The 16,655-nt window shown below is 41.6% G+C and carries 16 protein-coding genes; 11 read left to right on the top strand and 5 right to left on the bottom strand.

From position 1 onward, the window contains the following. Positions 1-46: 46 nt before the first annotated feature. A complete protein-coding gene (locus ACSFVZ_RS01975) occupies positions 47-703 on the top strand; it encodes a Crp/Fnr family transcriptional regulator (protein ID WP_135925979.1) in 657 nt (218 codons plus the stop codon). A 27-nt stretch (positions 704-730) separates the two neighbouring features. Here ACSFVZ_RS01975 and ACSFVZ_RS01970 read toward each other — a convergent pair whose 3' ends face one another. Both ACSFVZ_RS01970 and pepB read right to left on the bottom strand, forming a co-directional pair. Continuing rightward, the gene (locus ACSFVZ_RS01970) at positions 731-1,297 is read right to left on the bottom strand and encodes a phosphoribosyltransferase (protein WP_138558375.1); all 567 of its coding nucleotides are present in this window, start codon (positions 1,295-1,297) and stop codon (positions 731-733) included. A 202-nt stretch (positions 1,298-1,499) separates the two neighbouring features. Beyond that, positions 1,500-2,795 (bottom strand): aminopeptidase PepB, encoded by a 1,296-nt coding sequence (gene pepB, locus ACSFVZ_RS01965; protein ID WP_135925981.1) that lies wholly within the window; start codon positions 2,793-2,795, stop codon positions 1,500-1,502. A 149-nt stretch (positions 2,796-2,944) separates the two neighbouring features. Here pepB and sfsA point away from each other — a divergent pair, with 149 nt between their 5' ends. The 10 genes from sfsA (at position 2,945) to mdoH (ending at position 13,375) form a co-directional block, all read left to right on the top strand. Beyond that, positions 2,945-3,664: a DNA/RNA nuclease SfsA gene (gene sfsA, locus ACSFVZ_RS01960; RefSeq protein WP_235383263.1), complete on the top strand. Its 720-nt coding sequence runs from the start codon at positions 2,945-2,947 to the stop codon at positions 3,662-3,664. Between the two features lie 240 nt (positions 3,665-3,904). Further along, positions 3,905-4,348, top strand: a complete 444-nt coding sequence (gene dksA / locus ACSFVZ_RS01955) for an RNA polymerase-binding protein DksA (protein ID WP_135925983.1) — start codon at positions 3,905-3,907, stop codon at positions 4,346-4,348. A 25-nt stretch (positions 4,349-4,373) separates the two neighbouring features. Continuing rightward, positions 4,374-5,318, top strand: coding sequence for a tRNA glutamyl-Q(34) synthetase GluQRS (gene gluQRS, locus ACSFVZ_RS01950; protein WP_235403586.1), 945 nt, complete (start codon positions 4,374-4,376; stop codon positions 5,316-5,318). Between the two features lie 292 nt (positions 5,319-5,610). Next, complete coding sequence (gene pcnB, locus ACSFVZ_RS01945) at positions 5,611-6,897, top strand: polynucleotide adenylyltransferase PcnB (RefSeq protein ID WP_235383261.1); 1,287 nt, start codon at positions 5,611-5,613, stop codon at positions 6,895-6,897. 2 nt (positions 6,898-6,899) lie between these two features. Then, on the top strand, positions 6,900-7,388 hold the full coding sequence (gene folK / locus ACSFVZ_RS01940) for a 2-amino-4-hydroxy-6-hydroxymethyldihydropteridine diphosphokinase (RefSeq protein ID WP_135925986.1): 489 nt from the start codon (positions 6,900-6,902) through the stop codon (positions 7,386-7,388). Positions 7,389-7,417: 29 nt separating this feature from the next. Continuing rightward, positions 7,418-8,212 carry a 3-methyl-2-oxobutanoate hydroxymethyltransferase gene (panB, locus tag ACSFVZ_RS01935; protein ID WP_138558378.1) on the top strand — a complete coding sequence of 265 codons (795 nt, stop codon included), beginning with the start codon at positions 7,418-7,420 and terminating at the stop codon, positions 8,210-8,212. Then, the gene (panC, locus tag ACSFVZ_RS01930; protein ID WP_135925988.1) at positions 8,213-9,064 is read left to right on the top strand and encodes a pantoate--beta-alanine ligase; all 852 of its coding nucleotides are present in this window, start codon (positions 8,213-8,215) and stop codon (positions 9,062-9,064) included. A gap of 96 nt (positions 9,065-9,160) precedes the next feature. Beyond that, positions 9,161-9,361, top strand: a complete 201-nt coding sequence (locus ACSFVZ_RS01925; protein WP_372799652.1) for a hypothetical protein — start codon at positions 9,161-9,163, stop codon at positions 9,359-9,361. A gap of 341 nt (positions 9,362-9,702) precedes the next feature. After that, positions 9,703-11,421: an OpgD/OpgG family glucan biosynthesis protein gene (locus tag ACSFVZ_RS01920; protein ID WP_235383260.1), complete on the top strand. Its 1,719-nt coding sequence runs from the start codon at positions 9,703-9,705 to the stop codon at positions 11,419-11,421. Further along, positions 11,393-13,375: a glucans biosynthesis glucosyltransferase MdoH gene (gene mdoH / locus ACSFVZ_RS01915; RefSeq protein WP_135925990.1), complete on the top strand. Its 1,983-nt coding sequence runs from the start codon at positions 11,393-11,395 to the stop codon at positions 13,373-13,375. The genes ACSFVZ_RS01920 and mdoH overlap by 29 nt, the downstream gene beginning before the upstream one ends. Before the next feature lie 52 nt (positions 13,376-13,427). Here mdoH and ACSFVZ_RS01910 read toward each other — a convergent pair whose 3' ends face one another. The 3 genes from ACSFVZ_RS01910 to phoB form a co-directional block, all read right to left on the bottom strand. After that, a complete protein-coding gene (locus tag ACSFVZ_RS01910) occupies positions 13,428-14,396 on the bottom strand; it encodes a PstS family phosphate ABC transporter substrate-binding protein (RefSeq protein WP_135925991.1) in 969 nt (322 codons plus the stop codon). A 91-nt stretch (positions 14,397-14,487) separates the two neighbouring features. Beyond that, positions 14,488-15,819: a phosphate regulon sensor histidine kinase PhoR gene (gene phoR / locus ACSFVZ_RS01905; protein WP_135925992.1), complete on the bottom strand. Its 1,332-nt coding sequence runs from the start codon at positions 15,817-15,819 to the stop codon at positions 14,488-14,490. A 56-nt stretch (positions 15,820-15,875) separates the two neighbouring features. Next, positions 15,876-16,565, bottom strand: a complete 690-nt coding sequence (phoB, locus tag ACSFVZ_RS01900) for a phosphate regulon transcriptional regulator PhoB (protein ID WP_054551169.1) — start codon at positions 16,563-16,565, stop codon at positions 15,876-15,878. Positions 16,566-16,655 lie beyond the last annotated feature (90 nt).

Here is a 16,655-nt window from a genome sequence, read left to right as displayed (position 1 = left end):
TCATTAAGATGTAATAAATAGGACAATTGTCCGAAGAGCGGCGTTAATGTTTCAATATCATTTTTCAAGCTACCTTGTTGACCAGCTACTGACATTTGCAGGCAGTAGTTTTCAGCAAGCTAAAAAAGAAGTGCTTATTCACCAAGATCAACCACTCAGTAAACTTGTTTTAGTGAGAAGTGGCACTGTATCGTTTAGCTATGATGTGGGTAATGGCCGTCGCCTTTTATTAGGTCAACTTGATTGCAACAACACCCTGATTGGTGAAATTGAAGCGCTCAATAACTTACCCTGTATTTACACAGTAACTTGCTTTAGTGATGTCAGTTATAACTTAATAGAACTAAAGCACTGGCGTTCACTACTGTTAGAAAAGCCTGAACTGAGCTTATATACAGCGCAAACTATTGCTGCAAAATTCCAAGAAAATCAAAAAATAAATTTAGATAAATTACTTTTACCACTTAGCTATAACATAGCTAAAGATTGTTTACTGAGAGCAGAAAATAACAATCCCACTCTGCTGCGTGCATATCCAACGGTTAATGCAGAAGCTGAGCGCTTTGCCACAACTGAAAGAGCTTATAGACGTGTAGTAACAGAACTTGTTGAAAAAGGCTTAGTACAACGCAGTAATCAAGGCCTGCAAGTTGTTGATATTGAAAAACTGAGTGATTATGTAGAGAGTTTTTCGCAGTTATGACAGCATAACTGCGAAGAAATACTTGGATTACTTTTCTAACAAAATATCGTGGATATTTTTTAAATCAGACTTACCTTCAATAATCTCATCCGGTGTTAATCCTGACAGCTCATGCGGGAATACTAGCCATTCATCAGACTCATGAATGTAATAATCAGGTACCATATCTACCTTTGAGTTCTTAGGCTTGTAGTAAGGACATGCAACGCGAATATCACGTGGTAAGTTCAAACGCATTAGCTCAGAAAGCTTTTCTTTCAATGCAAAAATACTGCGGCCAGAATCAAACACGTCATCAACGATTAATAATGAGTTGTCTGCATTGGCATTTTCAATGATGTAATGCAAACCGTGAACTTTGATTTCTTTTGATTGTTGGTTAATACCGTAATACGAAGAAGTACGAACCGCGATGTGATCAGTCTCAATGCCTTTGTAATCGTAATATTCTTGAACTGCGATACCGATTGGTGCGCCACCACGCCAAATACCAATGATGAAATCAGGACGGAAACCATCTTTATAAACTTGTGCCGCAACACGAAATGAATCTTCAAGAAGCTGCTGCGCTGTGATATAGCACTTATCTGACATAAATAGAGACCCCAGTGTGAATGATCATTCAAGTGTAGCTAATTTAATAAAAACTAACCACAGGATGAGAAAATGTGGGGCGGGATTTTATACTAATTTACTCAAAAAAGCTTGTATCAGTTTGTAAAATTACTCTTTAGATCAAAAAAGCGCCTTAACTTTAGGTAAAGTTAAGGCGCTTAATTAGCTACAAGGAAATTACTTATGCTTTTTCTAGTAACGTTCTTGCAACGGTACGCATACCTTGTGTTGTAGCGCCTGCAGCCCACTCGCTTGTGCTACCCATGTTAAATGCTGCAGCAAGGTCAATGTGCACCCAACCTTTGCCTTCATTTGGCACAAAGCGTGATAAGAAACCAGCCGCGTTAGAAGCACCACCGAAGCCCCCCCCTTTTTGAGGACGGCTATTTGCTGTATCTGCATATGGTGATGGGCAGTTTTGTTGATGCCACTTTTCAAGAGGTAGAGGCCAAGCCGCTTCCATTTCTTGCTCTGCAAATTCCTGTACGTCACGTACTAGCTCTTTATCAAGACCAAACAGTGCGTTGTACTCTTGACCAACAGCAACAAGTGCAGCGCCTGTTAGCGTTGCTGCATCAATAATTAATGGCGCGCCAGACTCACCCGCAGCCATTAAGCCATCAGCTAGTACTAAACGGCCTTCAGCGTCAGTATTAACGATTTCAACTGTGGTGCCATTTTTGTAAGTTAAGATATCACCAAGTTTGTAGGCATGACCTGAAATAAGGTTTTCTGCACAACATAAGAACAATTTAATACGCTTGTTGATACCACGGCTGATAGCAAGCGCTAAGCCTGCTGTTACTGTTGCAGCACCACCCATATCGCACTTCATGCCTAGCATGCCTTCACTTGGTTTGATTGAATAACCACCTGAGTCAAACGTAATACCTTTGCCCACTAAAGCTGCTGCAACTGGCGCATTTTCATCACCCGTTGGATTATAATCTAGTGCTAATAAAACTGGCGGACGCTCACTACCACGACCAACTGCATGGATACCAATCCATTGCTGCTCCAACAACGCATCGCCTTTGATGATTTGATAGCTTACATGCTCAGGCGCTAACGACTGAATAAACTCAGCCGCTTTACCAGCTAGGCTTTCAGGGAAGATATCATCGGCTGTGCCGTTGATCATTTGGCGAGCCCATGTAGCCGCTTGCTTTAATGAAGCTAGCTCTTTGCTGTCTGTTTTTGCGTTCTCAACAAATTCAATCGCATCTAAATTCTTTGGTGAAACGAAACCTTGGTAAAAGGCCCACTGTGTTTCTGTGCACCAAACGTCACCCACTAACGCGATGTTTTTTAAACCTTGATTAGCTAACGTGCGTGCTGCTTTTTGAACACTTTTAAGTGTATCATGCTCAGTTAAATGAACAGTTGCGCCTTGTTCAGTAAAAGAAAGAGTGGCTTTTTCGCCCCAATGTGCGGCAGCACTGTGCTCGCTAAGTTGAACTAAAAATTTTTCTGACATGTTAGAATACTCTTTGCGCTAGAAATTGTCGCTCGAGTTTACTACAGCACGCGTCAGTTCCCAACTGCTTGCGATAAATAGCCAATATCGACGTGGTTCAGTCCATGTATTGAATTACATACAAAAATTAAAAGCGATCCAATAACGCCATGAAATTTACGCCACCATTACAATCTGCCACTTTACTCAAGCGCTATAAGCGCTTCTTAGCTGATTTAAAAACGCCTTGTGGTCACGAGTTTACCGCTCACTGCGCTAACACTGGTAAAATGACTGGTTGTGCAGAACCCGGCTTTAACGCTTATTACTCAACGAGTGACAACACTAAACGTAAGTATCCCCACTCTTTACAATTAACTGAAAACACGTTTAATCAGCTTATCTGTGTCAATACCGCTATTGCCAATCAAGTTGTCCACGAGGCAGTGCAAAATGGGGTGATTAAAGAGCTTGCTGACTATCAAACCCTAAACTCAGAAGTAAAGTACGGCCAAGAAAATAGTCGTATCGATTTTTTATTAACAGATGAACACAAACCCCACTGCTACGTAGAAGTAAAATCAGTGACATTGCTTTCGCAAGCAGAACCAGAATCTGGACAAGGTTATTTTCCGGATGCAAAAACGGAGCGAGGCCAAAAACATCTTCGAGAGTTAATAGAGATGGCGCAGCAAGGGTATCGTGCAGTGCTATTTTTTGCCGTTTTACATGAAGGTATCAACCAAGTAAGTGCGGCTGCACATATCGATCCTAAATACGCTCAGCTTTTAACAGATGCAATAGAAAATGGTGTTGAAGTCATTGCTTACAAAGCAAAAATTTCTGCTGAAGAAATTAAACTGCAAGAAAAATGTGATTTTCTGAGCTAACCAACTCTTTTACTAAAATGACAATAAAAAACACGATTTAAGTTGTATTATTTTTTTTTGCCTATATAACTTAGCAAATTTATTAAAATTATGAGTAGTGGCTCTACTCATGGCAATTTATGCAATCAGGGGTCGAGGCATATAAATTAAGCTAAAATAAATTTGCCTCAATCTAATGATTCTGCTATTTATAGCCGCCGGCTAACGCTGGGCAAAATATTAAGGATTTAGGAGAAAGTTATGCCAGACCAAAAAAGACTAGGGTTATTGGCTCAGGCCGGGTTGGAACCATACCAAGAACAGCCAGGTGAAGAGTATATGAATGAAGCACAACGTGCTCATTTCAAAAAAATTTTAGAAGCTTGGCGTAATGATTTACGTAACGAAGTTGACCGCACTAAATCGCATATGCAAGACGAGGCAGCTAACTTTCCAGATCCAGTAGACCGTGCAGCACAAGAAGAAGAATTCTCATTAGAACTTCGTACTCGTGACCGTGAACGTAAACTGATCAAAAAGATTGAAAAAACGATTCAACTAATCAAAGAAGATGACTTTGGTTTTTGTGAATCATGTGGTATCGAAATTGGTATCCGCCGCTTAGAAGCGCGTCCTACAGCAGACTTATGTGTTGACTGTAAAACGCTTGCGGAAATTAAAGAAAAACAATCTGGACGCGGTTAATTACACCCATTTGCTTAATTAGCCCATGCCTACCACAGCCGTTAATACGCAAAAGCGTGAATATCGTGGCCGCTTTGCGCCATCCCCTTCGGGGCCATTGCACTTTGGTTCACTTATAGCGGCTGTGGGGAGCTTCCTTGATGCAAAAGCCAATCAAGGAAAATGGTTAGTACGCATTGAAGATATCGACACAACGCGTGTTGTAAATGGTGCTAGCGACGACATATTACACACCCTAGAGGCTTACGGCCTGCACTGGGATGAAAGCGTAATCTACCAAACCCAACGTCATGAACAGTACCAAGCTATTGTTGATGAACTCATTTCTCAAAACCTTGTTTATGCATGCCATTGCACCCGTAAAGAAATTAAAGCTATCGGGGGCATTTACCAAGGTCATTGCCGACATAAAAATCATTCTTTAGCTGATTCAGCGCTGCGTTTAACCCAGCAATTTGCTACCAGCAACTATGATGATTTAATTCAAGGTGAGATCCATGTAGACAACCAGCTTGCACAAGAAGATTATCTAATTAAACGCAGTGATGGATTATTCGCCTATCAACTGGTTGTGGTTGTTGATGATATTGCACAAGGTATTTCTCATGTTGTTCGCGGCGCGGATCTACTTGAGCCCACAGCTAGGCAGCTAAGCTTATTTAAGCAACTTAATCAACCGGCTCCGCAGTATGCACATTTACCCCTTGCGGTTGCAAAACCGGGTTTTAAATTGTCAAAACAAAATTATGCGCCGGCCATTTCTAAAAAAGATCCTAAACCTGCACTGTTTGATGCCTTGCGCTTTTTAGGATTACAGCCTGAGGCATCCATCCTCTCGTTAAGCATTGAGCAAATGCTTGAGTGGGCAATTAAAACCTATCGTATGGAACTGGTTCCTAAGAGCCTAGAAATCCAAGTTAGTGAGGATCCTAACTCAGCTTTTTGTGACTTTCTTACTATTACAAAATAAATTGCCAATTTTAAAGGTAGAGTAACTTAATTTTTCAGCCACGCTGGTATATGATAGCGACCCAAAGTGTACGATTCATCAACACCTTGCTTTAGCGTCATATTAAACACTCCGTTATCGAGTCAATCTCTCATCGGCGAAGTAACAAACAAGCGCTATACTTGATGAGTCGCAGAGTCCGCGTCGTAGGAGACAGATTATTATTTCCAAGCTTTTTCAATTTTGTCGGCAGATTATTGGCCCAAATGCCACGACATCCAGTAATGCTGTACAAACGAGCGAGTTACCTTTGGTGATCGAGCGCAGTGAACATGGTATTTCACGCAAACAATTTAGCCCAAATGCAATCAAAGTATTATACCGCCTTAAAGAAGGTGGGTTTGATGCCTATCTAGTAGGTGGTTGTATTCGAGATATATTGTTAGGCCAGCAACCAAAAGATTTTGATGTTGTAACTAATGCAACGCCTGAGCAAATTAAAAAACTCTTTCGTAATTGTCGACTAATCGGCCGTCGCTTTCGCCTAGCGCATATTGTGTTTGGTCGCGAAATCATCGAAGTTGCTACCATGCGTGGTCACCATGAAGCGGATGAAAGTAAAAATCAAATAAGCCAATCAAGCGAACACGGGCAACTCCTGCGCGATAATGTCTACGGCAGTATTGAAGAAGATGCTGAACGCCGTGACTTTTCAATAAATGCACTGTACTACTCGATTAACGACTTTTGCATTTATGATTACGCTAACGGTATCAGCGCAATAAAAGCGAAGCAAATCGAGCTGATTGGCGACCCAGAAACCCGTTACCGTGAAGACCCTGTGCGTATGTTACGCGCGGTTAGGTTTGCAACAAAGTTGGGCATGAGCATAGCGCCTGCCACAGAAAAACCCATTAAAGGCCTTGCTAATTTACTAGATCATATTCCGCCAGCGCGTTTATTTGAAGAGTCACTTAAACTGTTCTTAAACGGCAAAGCAGAAGAAAACTATTTAATGCTCCGCCAATATGGGTTATTCAAAGCGCTCTTTCCTGCGCTTGATAAAATCTTAGATGCTAACCCAGATGGCATTGAGCATGCGTTTATTCTGCAAATGTTTAAAAACACAGATAAGCGTATTAATGCCGATAAAAAAGTCACTCCGGCCTTTATTTTTGCCGCTATATTGTGGTTTCCACTACTTAATATTGCGAAGAAACTACAACAGCGCGACCAACTGTCAGAATACGATGCATTTGCGCAAGCAATGAATAAAGTACTCAGTGAGAACGCGCAACATGTTGCAGTACCAAAACGCTTTACATTAGGTGCTCGTGATATTTGGCATATTCAGCAACGTCTTGATAAACGAGGTGGTCAGCGCGCCTACAGGCTAACGCAACAACCACGTTTTAAAGCAGCTTATGACTTCTTACTACTTCGAGTTCAAGCTGGTGAAGAGCAGCACGAAGAGCTGGCAACTTGGTGGACAACCTACCTAAGCCAAGACATCAACGGGCAAAAAGAAATGGTTAAAAACCTCGGCCATCAAGGTGGGCCGAAGCGTCGCCGCCGCCCTCGCAAGAAAAAAGCTGATTAAGTATGAACACGGTTTATTTAGGATTAGGCGCTAATTTAAATGCGCCACGTAAACAAATTCATGCAGCCGTTGAAGCGTTAAAAGCCTTAAAGGAAGTTGAGTTTGTCTGTGTCTCGCACGATTACGCAAGTAAACCTATGGGACCACAGGATCAACCTGACTATGTAAATGCCGTAGCCTGTGTTAAAACAGCATTACAACCTGAACAGCTACTTGATTTAACTCAAGCTATTGAACTTGAACATGGTCGAGTACGTAAAGAAGAACGCTGGGGTCCACGTACCCTTGATATAGATATTTTATTGTTCGCCAATGATGTGATCGACACCCCTCGCCTAACCGTGCCTCATTACGGCCTAACAGAGCGAGAATTTGTGGTGTATCCGCTACTTGAAATCGCGCCATCACTCATTTTACCGAACAATCAATCACTTGCTGATATAACAAAAACGTTGCCTTTAAACGGTTTACAACAACTCCCTCAGCAGTAATCAACCAAGGCAAAGCCTTAGAGGAAATTATGTCTAAAATCACCGTTTCAACTCTCAATAAAATGAAACAAGAACAACAAAAAATCACCGCATTAACAGCCTACGATGCCAGTTTTGCTAAATTGTTTCATGATAATGGCGTCGAGGTGATTTTAGTCGGTGACTCTTTAGGAATGGTATTGCAAGGTGGTGATGACACATTAGCAGTAACCAACAGTGAGATTGCTTATCATACACGCTGCGTACGTGCCGGTAGCCGTGAATTGTTTGTGATTGCTGACTTACCATTTATGACCTATGCCAACCCAACTGATGCGTGTAAAAATGCTGCAGAGCTAATGCGTGCAGGCGCTAATATGATCAAGCTTGAAGGCGGTGAGTGGCTGCACGACAGCATCAAGGCTATGACGCAACAAGGTATTCCAGTTTGCGGTCATTTGGGGTTAACGCCGCAATCTGTCCATGTTTTTGGTGGCTTTAAAATTCAAGGCCGCGAGCAGTCTCAAGCTGATAAAATGGTCAGTGATGCAAAAGCCCTTGAAGCAGCCGGCGCGCAACTTATCGTATTAGAATGCATACCAAGTGAGCTTGCTAAGCGTATTACTGATGAACTAAGCATTCCAACTATTGGTATTGGTGCTGGCAATCAAACTGATGGACAAATTTTAGTAATGCACGACTTAGTTGGCATTTCAGCAGGCTATATTCCTAAGTTCTCAAAAAACTTTTTATTAGAGACAGGCAATATGCCAGCAGCAGTGCAAAAGTATTGTGAAGATGTAAAAAGTGGTGCTTTCCCAAGTGCCGAACACGAGTTTAAATAAATGCAATCAATCACTGAAATCAAATCGTTACGCAGCCAAGTAAAAGCATGGCGTCAAGCAGGCCTGAGCATTGCGCTTGTGCCAACCATGGGCAATTTACATCAAGGCCACTTTTCACTTGTTGAAAAAGCCAAAACACTGGCTGATAAAGTCGTTGTAAGTATTTTTGTAAACCCGATGCAGTTCGGTGCCAATGAAGACCTTGATAGCTACCCACGTACGTTGAACGAAGACAAGCAAGGTTTAGCAGATCTTGGTACTGACATTGTGTTTACCCCTTCTGTTGAGACTATTTATCCGAATGGTTTAGGCGAACAAAGTTTTGTCGATGTACCGGGTGTGTCTATGGGTTACTGTGGTGGCTCACGTCCTGGTCACTTTAAAGGTGTTGCGACGGTTGTTACTAAGTTATTCAATTTGGTTCAACCTGACTTTGCTTGTTTTGGTGAAAAAGATTTTCAGCAGCTACAAGTCATTAAAACCATGACGCGCGATTTATCTATTCCAGTTGAAATTATTGGCGTACCTACTTGTCGCGAAATATCTGGGCTTGCCATGAGCTCTCGTAATGGCTATTTATCTGATGAGCAAAAAGACACCGCAAAAGTGCTGTTTGCCACGCTAAATAATACAGCAACAGCACTCAAACAAGGTAACGCAGACATCGCAACACTTGAGGCTGATGCAAAAACTCAGCTCGAAATGGCAGGACTAAAACCTGACTATTATTCGATTGCAGAGCGCTCAACACTAAAACCAGCCACCGCGGCTGATAAACAACTTGTTATTTTAGCTGCCGCCTATTTAGGTACAGTGCGTTTAATTGACAATTTACAAGTTGAGCTGGATTAAATAGCAACAATCTGGGTAAGATGGATTGCAAAGAATAGACATAAACTAGGGATAAGCATGAAAAAACTACCAGCAATTGCAGCAACATTGTTTGCTATGACATTACTGTCTGCCTGCTCAAACAAAATTGACAATCCAGAAATGCAGCAATGTGCTCAGCAAAACTATCAATGCGAAGCAAGCTGTGAACAACAAAGCACGGCTGATGGCTTAGTTCATAAAGTCTGTAGCAACAAGTGCATTGAAGCTTACAACCAATGTAAAGCCAATGCAGAAAAATTAGGTGAAGTTAAATAAGCTGATTTTTCGAGGCACTGAAAACACCTTCAGTGCCTGCACTCCCCTCCTCGATTACAATTTCGCTTTCACAATTAAGCCTATGGTAATTTTGTTCATATTTTTGTTCGTCCTTTAAGCTATTCATATTAGGGCAAGCTTTCGTTCATTAAACTTCTCCATATTGGTGACGAATAAACAACTGCAACCGTGTAATTGTTTCTCACTAATTTCAAATTTTTACCAACTCGCATTTACTGTACGAACTCAAAGCCATTGAGAATATTAGTTTTTATTATGGGTTCAGTAATTGCTAAGAGATATGAATGAATTAACGTGATTTACGGCTAAAGGAAAATTGAATGAGACCAGAAACCCGAACTAAGCTCTTCAGCGCTGTCAAAAAGAAGACCTTCTTGGGCGTATTATTAGCCATGAGTGCAGGTACTAGTTACGCTATTGAAGACCCAGACCAGCCAAAAGCGACTGAAACAGAACAAACAGCCGTCAAGGTTCAAGCTACCGAAAATGAAAAACAGCAAGTAAAGGATAATACTGCTGTTGAGCTTAAGCCTGCAATGATCACGATTCCTCAAGAAAAGCTATTTGAAGTCATCAAGGCTCGCGCAAAGAAATTAGCATCTGAACCGTATGTTGCACCAAAAGATTTAGAGCTTGAAGCATTAACAAGCATCGGCTATCAAGATTATCGTGCAATCCGTTTTCGTACTGATAAAGCAATTTGGAAAGATCAAAGCCTGTATGAGGTGCAGTTATTCCACCCAGGCTTTTTATACCGTTCACCGGTTGCTATTAATACTGTTGAGCAAAATGCTGAAGTAAAGAGTTTACCATTTAAAACAGATTACTATCGTTACGATGCAACCGCTGCACCATTAGAACAAGAGATCAGTAAAGCAATTGCCAATACACAACTTGGTCATGCAGGTTTCCGCTTGCATTTTCCACTCAATAATAATGAGTACAAAGACGAAGTTGCAGTATTCCAAGGTGCTTCTTATTTTCGTTTAGTAGGCCCGCATCAAGTATATGGTCTTTCAGCCCGCGGTCTTGCTATTGATACTGCCTTGAATTCAGGTGAAGAGTTCCCAGTGTTTAAAGAGTTTTGGTTAGTAAAACCAGCACCCGAAGATACCACTATCGTGCTTTATGCCCTATTAGACAGCCCATCAGTATCAGGTGCTTATCGCTTTGAATTAACACCTTCTACCAATACTGAAGTAAAAACCGAGATGCAGATCTTTGCTCGTAAAGACATTAAAAAACTTGGGATTGCCCCTTTAACAAGCATGTTCTATCACGGTGAAAACAGTACCAAGTTTTTTGATGATTACCGCCCAGAAGTGCATGACTCTGATGGTCTCTTGATGCAATCAGAACAAGGTCAATGGGTTTGGCGTGCACTGAATAACCCAAAAAAATTAAGCGTTACTTCGTTTAGCTACGATAATCCAAAAGGCTTTGGTTTAGCGCAACGAGACCGTGACTTTAATAACTACCTTGATACCGAGGCACATTACCATAATCGTCCGAGCATGTGGATTGAGCCACTTGGTGCGTGGGGTAAAGGACGCGTTGAGTTAGTTGAGATCCCAACAGATACAGAAACCAACGACAATATTGTTAGCTATTGGGTGCCAGAGCAGCCAATGAAAGCCGGTGACAACTTAAGCTTTAGTTACAAGCTTTCAACTTTCAATGCCACGCTTGCAACTCAAGATAAAGCGAGTGTGTTAAGAACCCGAATTGGTAGTGCTGCACTTCCGGGTGAGAAGAATCCGCCACCGAAAAGTCATCGTCAATTTACCGTAGATTTTAGTGGTGAAAACATCAATCAACTTTCAGCTAATTTTGCCATGATGGCCGATTTAACCCTGTCATCAGGTCAAGTGAGCGATAAAACTGTGCAGCAGTTACCAAATAATCAAGGATGGCGCGTAGCCTTTAAAGTGGCGCCAGAGGGAGATAAGCCTGTAGATATGCGCTTATCGTTAAAACTACGTGACAAAGAAATCAGCGAGGTATGGAGCTATGTCTGGTATCCAAACGACGTCCAATAGTAAAGCATTAGAAGCAACAGCAATGCCGTTCAAAAAAACACGCGCTTGGCTTTTTTCGAGCCTAGCGCTCACCATTACCGCCTATGGCGTGTGGATCATGTTCGATATTTTAAATTCTAACGGCATGACACCGCTTGAGTACGCTTTACTGGCATTATTTACAGTCACCTTCGCGTGGATTGTTACAGCCTTTTGTAGTGGCTGTATGGGCTTCATCCTGCAATTATTTCGTATTGACCCGTTGACCTTAAAACGTCAAAAACCAATCGAGATTGATCAGCATGCCTTAAGCCAAACTAAAACAGCCATTGTTATGCCTATCTACAATGAAGATACAGAACGTGTGATAGCTGGTTTTGAAGTTAGCCTTCGCTCGCTGGCAAAAACAGGGCAGATGCCACATTACGACTTTTACTTGCTTAGTGATACGCAAGACCCTGAAATTGCTCGTAATGAACTTAAAGCATGGAATGCACTCACTAAACGCTTAGGTGATTTAGCAAAGCATACCTTTTATCGTCGCCGTGAAGACAATAAACACCGTAAAGTAGGTAACTTAACCGACTTTTGTGAACGTTGGGGTAGCCAATACGATCACATGATTGTACTTGATGCCGATAGCATTATGACGGGTCAGTGTATGCTCGAGCTTACTGCTAGCATGATCAGTAATCCAAAATCAGGCTTAATCCAAACTATTCCAATTCCAGTTCGCCAAGACACGTTTTTTGGTCGCTTTTTACAGTTTGCCTCAATTTTATATAGCCCGATGCTAGCAACCGGTTCTGCTTTTTGGCAAACAAACCAAGCAAACTACTGGGGTCACAACGCCATTATTCGCGTTGAGGCATTCACTAAATGCTGCGGTCTGCCAGTTTTAAAAGGCAATGCCCCATTTGGTGGTGAGATTTTAAGTCATGACTTCGTCGAAGCTTCACTTCTTCATCGTAGTGGCTGGGATGTGTTACTGCTGAGCGATGTTGAAGGTAGTTACGAAGAAGTACCAAGTAATATTCTTGATTATGCGATTCGTGATAGACGTTGGGTGCAAGGTAATATCCAGCATTTAGGTTTATTGCCTAAATCTGGCCTTAAGCTAATGAGTAAAATGCACTTTTTATTTGGTGCCACAGCCTATATCTCATCGTTAATTTGGTTATCTATGCTGGCATTAAGTACCTTAGATGCGGTGACTCGTGCGCTGAATAGTGACGTGTATTTTAACCATGCTTATCAGCTTTTCCCTACTTGGCAAATTGCCAAAACAGATTTAATTGATTCGTTATTATTTATTACTGCCGTGCTGTTGTTACTGCCAAAATTAATGGGTGTTATTGTAACTTTGGTACACCGTAACAAAGCCTTTGGCGGCACCATGAAGCTTATTGCAGGTTCAGTCATCGAAACCATTTTTGCGATTGTGATTGCACCGCTAATGATGGTATTTCATAGCTATTTTGTAGTATGCGTATTTTTGGGTAAAAAAGTCAGTTGGGATGCACAGCCTCGTGAAGGCCGCATGGTGCCTTGGAAAGAAGCGATTGGTTATACGTTATTTTCGACTATTACCGCAATTATTTGGGGAGGCGTCGCTTACTACTTCACACCAACCTTCTTTTGGTGGTTATCACCTATTTTAGTGGGTCTTATTTTGGCTGCACCGATTGTACGCTACTCAAGTAGCATCGGCTTAGGTGTTAAAATGCGTAAAATGGGTTTATTTTTATGCCCAAGTGAAGTTGAAAACGATGATACTTTAGCGGCACTTCGTGTACACCAACAAGAAATTGGTTTACCAAAAGATGAACATGCTGACTTTAGTGTTCCTGCATTACCGAATGAATACCCTACGGTAATGCCAATTCAAAGCTTTAAGGCACCTTCGGGTAAAAAGCGTAAGCAAGTACGTATTGCTCAGCAACGTATTAAAGCCAAGCTCTTTGCCAAAAGCTAAACGAAAAAAAACCGCTCAATGAGCGGTTTTCTTAGCTATGTCTGTATGGTTGTTACAGAAGGCCTAGCTTTTTAAGTTCAGCCATTGCCATTTTGCCTGAAAGTGGCACATAACCATCTTTCTCAACAATTTTTTGACCATCTACAGATAACACCATTTTTAAGAACTCTGCATCAATTGGTGCAAGAGGCTTGTTAGGGTGCTTGTTCACGTAAACATATAAGAAACGAGATAGTGGGTATTTACCTGTTGCTACGTTTTCTAATGTTGCATCAACAAAGTTATCGCCTTTCTTAGCAAGTGGTACTGTACGTACACCTGATGTTTTATAACCGATACCTGAGTAACCAATCGCGTTCACTGACGAAGAGATTGACTGTACTACAGATGCAGAACCAGGCTGTTCGTTTACGTTATTACGGAAGTCACCTTTACAAAGTGCTTTTTTCTTAAAGTAACCGTAAGTACCCGATACTGAGTTACGACCGTAAAGCTGAATATCTTTTGCAGCCCAATCGCCTTCTAGACCAACATCGCTCCAACGGTTAACTTCTGCTTCAGCACCACATTTACGTGTAGAAGAGAAAATCGCGTCAACTTGGTCAATACGTAAACCTTTGATTGGATTGTCTTTGTGTACGAATACAGCAAGTGCATCGATTGCAACGCGTACTTCAGTTGGCTTATAGCCGTAACGTTTTTCGAATGCTTCAATTTCTTTTGACTTCATACGACGGCTCATAGGGCCGAAGTTTGCTGTACCTTCAGTTAATGCAGGTGGAGCCGTTGAAGAACCCGCTGCTTGAATTTGGATGTTCACGTTTGGATAGAAGCGTTTGTACTCTTCTGCCCAGAACGTCATCATGTTTGCAAGCGTGTCAGAACCTACAGATGAGAAGTTACCAGAGATACCACTTGTTTTTGTGTACTCAGGCATATCTTTATCTACTGCAGCTGCTTGTGCTGATACAAATGTTGTTACAGCCACACCCATTGCGGCAACGAGATTTTTGAATTTCATAGGGGTTACTCCGATTTGTTCGTCCCATTTCCTAACTGCGGTCTACTCTAATGACACTAGATGACAGTTAGATTACTCTAAAATGACATTTTTATGACTTTGCAGTTTTTTCAATTTTTTCTACTATCGATACGATTTTTTCATTACCAAATGCGAACGAAAAAGTTGAACCCTTTCCTAATTGACTGCGAATATCTAAACGGCTGTCATGACGTGTAAGTACATGTTTTGTAATAGCTAAACCTAAGCCAGAACCACCAGTAGTGCGGCTACGAGCCTTGTCTACACGATAAAAACGTTCCGTTAAGCGGTTTATGTGCTCTGCGGCAATGCCATCGCCATTATCGGTCACACTAAATAAAGCTTGGTCATTTTTACGCTGCCAATCAACCACGATTTTGCCGCCAGGCTTGGTGTAATGAATGGCATTAAAAACAAGGTTAGAAAAGGCACTACGCAATTCATCTTCAGCACCTTTTATATCGAGGCTGGCATCAATGTTAAAAATCAGTTCATGACCTTTATCTTGATTTAGTGACTGTGCCTCAGTTTGAATATAGGTAAGCAGCTGCGGTACATTGACAGGCTTGTCGTTATCTTGACGACGCGCCCCTTCAATCCGCGACAGCGACAGCAATTGATTAACCAAGCTGTCCATTCGCTTACATTGCTCGAGCATAGTCGTTTGCGCTTTGTGCCACATTGCAGGAGGTGGCAGGCTTTCTGAATCAAGCATTTCTAAGTAACCGGTTACCACCGTAAGCGGTGTTCTTAGCTCATGAGACACATTAGCCACAAAATCTTTTCGCATTTGTTCTAGTTGCTTTAAGCGCGTGACATCACGCACTACCATCATCAACTGCGAACTTGCATAAGGCATAACACGAAACTCTAGAGTTTGATCGTAGCTGTGGCCACCATCAAGCTCGAGCGGTTCATCGAAACAGGCTTTGTGCATATACTTAGCAAATTTGGGATCGCGAATAAGATTATCTAAGCGTTGCCCATGATCGGTCGGCCATTGTAGCCCTAACACTTTAAGTGCTAGCTGGTTACACCATATAATACTGAGATCTTTTTGTAGTACCACAACGGCATCAGGTACCGCTTCAGCACCATCTCGAAAACGGCGTATTAAATCTGCCAGTTCATTGCGTTTTTTACGGTTACGATGTTGTAAATGATAAATCCCTTCAAAGACTTGCTCCCACGCTCCCTCCCCTTCAGGTGGGTTAAAACTACGTTGATTAAGGAGCCAATCGCTGAGGCGATATAATTGATGATAATGCCAAATTAGAAGTGCAAAAGAGCCTAAAAATAAAAGCAAAAAAGGCGCACCTACAAGTACGCCAACTAATAACAAGGGTAAGAAATACATAAACAGGCGTTTTGCTAACGCCTGTTTATTCACTACTCGATACATACACTCACTTTACCTTAAGTATGTAAATTAGCTTGTTAAGGTCATTCCTATGACACTTATAATTTACTTGAAAAACGATAGCCTGCACCACGAACGGTTTGCACTAAACGGTCATGCCCCAATGGTGCAATCGCTTTACGTAGACGACGAATATGCACATCAACAGTACGGTCTTCTACGTATACATTTGTTCCCCATACATGATCAAGTAATTGTTCACGGCTGTAAACACGTTCAGGATGAGTCATGAAAAAATGCAGTAGTCTAAATTCTGTTGGTCCCATATCTAATTCACTACCTTCTGATGTTACACGGTGTGAAATTGGGTCAAGGCGTAAACCATGAACTTCAATAGCTTCTTCTAATGAAGTAGGTGAAACACGGCGAATAACCGCTTTAATACGCGCCATTAATTCTTTTGGTGAGAAAGGTTTTGTTACGTAGTCATCAGCACCTACTTCTAATCCGCGCACTTTATCTTCTTCTTCACCGCGCGCTGTCAGCATTATGATAGGGATTTGACGAGTATATTCATTTTGCTTGAACTTTTTAGCGATTTGGATTCCGCTACCACCAGGTAACATCCAATCTAATAAAACCATATCTGGGTATGGCTCAACCATCGCTTCAATAGCAGAGTCATAATCTTCTGCTTCAATTGCTTGAAAACCATTTTGTTCTAAAACAAAAACCAGCATCTCTCTGATAGGCGCTTCGTCATCGACGACTAGTACTTTACGTGACATTCCAATTTATCTCTTACGTTAGCGAACTGGTTTCATTATTATGACTAAGTATGACATTTTTATGAAAGTCTAACGAGTAATTCAAAAACT

This window comes from Pseudoalteromonas nanhaiensis (assembly GCF_051235485.1).
In the GTDB taxonomy this organism is placed as follows: Bacteria; Pseudomonadota; Gammaproteobacteria; order Enterobacterales; family Alteromonadaceae; genus Pseudoalteromonas; species Pseudoalteromonas lipolytica_C.
Note: the sequence above shows the minus strand (reverse complement) of the source record. Positions and strands in the feature narration are given on the sequence as shown.

Coding starts and splice junctions, on each gene's coding strand:
- ACSFVZ_RS01975 (WP_135925979.1), top strand. CDS start 47: ATGTTTCAATATCATTTTTCAAGCTACCTTGTTGACCAGCTACTGACA.
- ACSFVZ_RS01970 (WP_138558375.1), bottom strand. CDS start 1,297: ATGTCAGATAAGTGCTATATCACAGCGCAGCAGCTTCTTGAAGATTCA.
- pepB (WP_135925981.1), bottom strand. CDS start 2,795: ATGTCAGAAAAATTTTTAGTTCAACTTAGCGAGCACAGTGCTGCCGCA.
- sfsA (WP_235383263.1), top strand. CDS start 2,945: ATGAAATTTACGCCACCATTACAATCTGCCACTTTACTCAAGCGCTAT.
- dksA (WP_135925983.1), top strand. CDS start 3,905: ATGCCAGACCAAAAAAGACTAGGGTTATTGGCTCAGGCCGGGTTGGAA.
- gluQRS (WP_235403586.1), top strand. CDS start 4,374: ATGCCTACCACAGCCGTTAATACGCAAAAGCGTGAATATCGTGGCCGC.
- folK (WP_135925986.1), top strand. CDS start 6,900: ATGAACACGGTTTATTTAGGATTAGGCGCTAATTTAAATGCGCCACGT.
- panB (WP_138558378.1), top strand. CDS start 7,418: ATGTCTAAAATCACCGTTTCAACTCTCAATAAAATGAAACAAGAACAA.
- panC (WP_135925988.1), top strand. CDS start 8,213: ATGCAATCAATCACTGAAATCAAATCGTTACGCAGCCAAGTAAAAGCA.
- ACSFVZ_RS01925 (WP_372799652.1), top strand. CDS start 9,161: ATGACATTACTGTCTGCCTGCTCAAACAAAATTGACAATCCAGAAATG.
- ACSFVZ_RS01920 (WP_235383260.1), top strand. CDS start 9,703: ATGAGACCAGAAACCCGAACTAAGCTCTTCAGCGCTGTCAAAAAGAAG.
- mdoH (WP_135925990.1), top strand. CDS start 11,393: ATGTCTGGTATCCAAACGACGTCCAATAGTAAAGCATTAGAAGCAACA.
- ACSFVZ_RS01910 (WP_135925991.1), bottom strand. CDS start 14,396: ATGAAATTCAAAAATCTCGTTGCCGCAATGGGTGTGGCTGTAACAACA.
- phoR (WP_135925992.1), bottom strand. CDS start 15,819: ATGTATCGAGTAGTGAATAAACAGGCGTTAGCAAAACGCCTGTTTATG.
- phoB (WP_054551169.1), bottom strand. CDS start 16,565: ATGTCACGTAAAGTACTAGTCGTCGATGACGAAGCGCCTATCAGAGAG.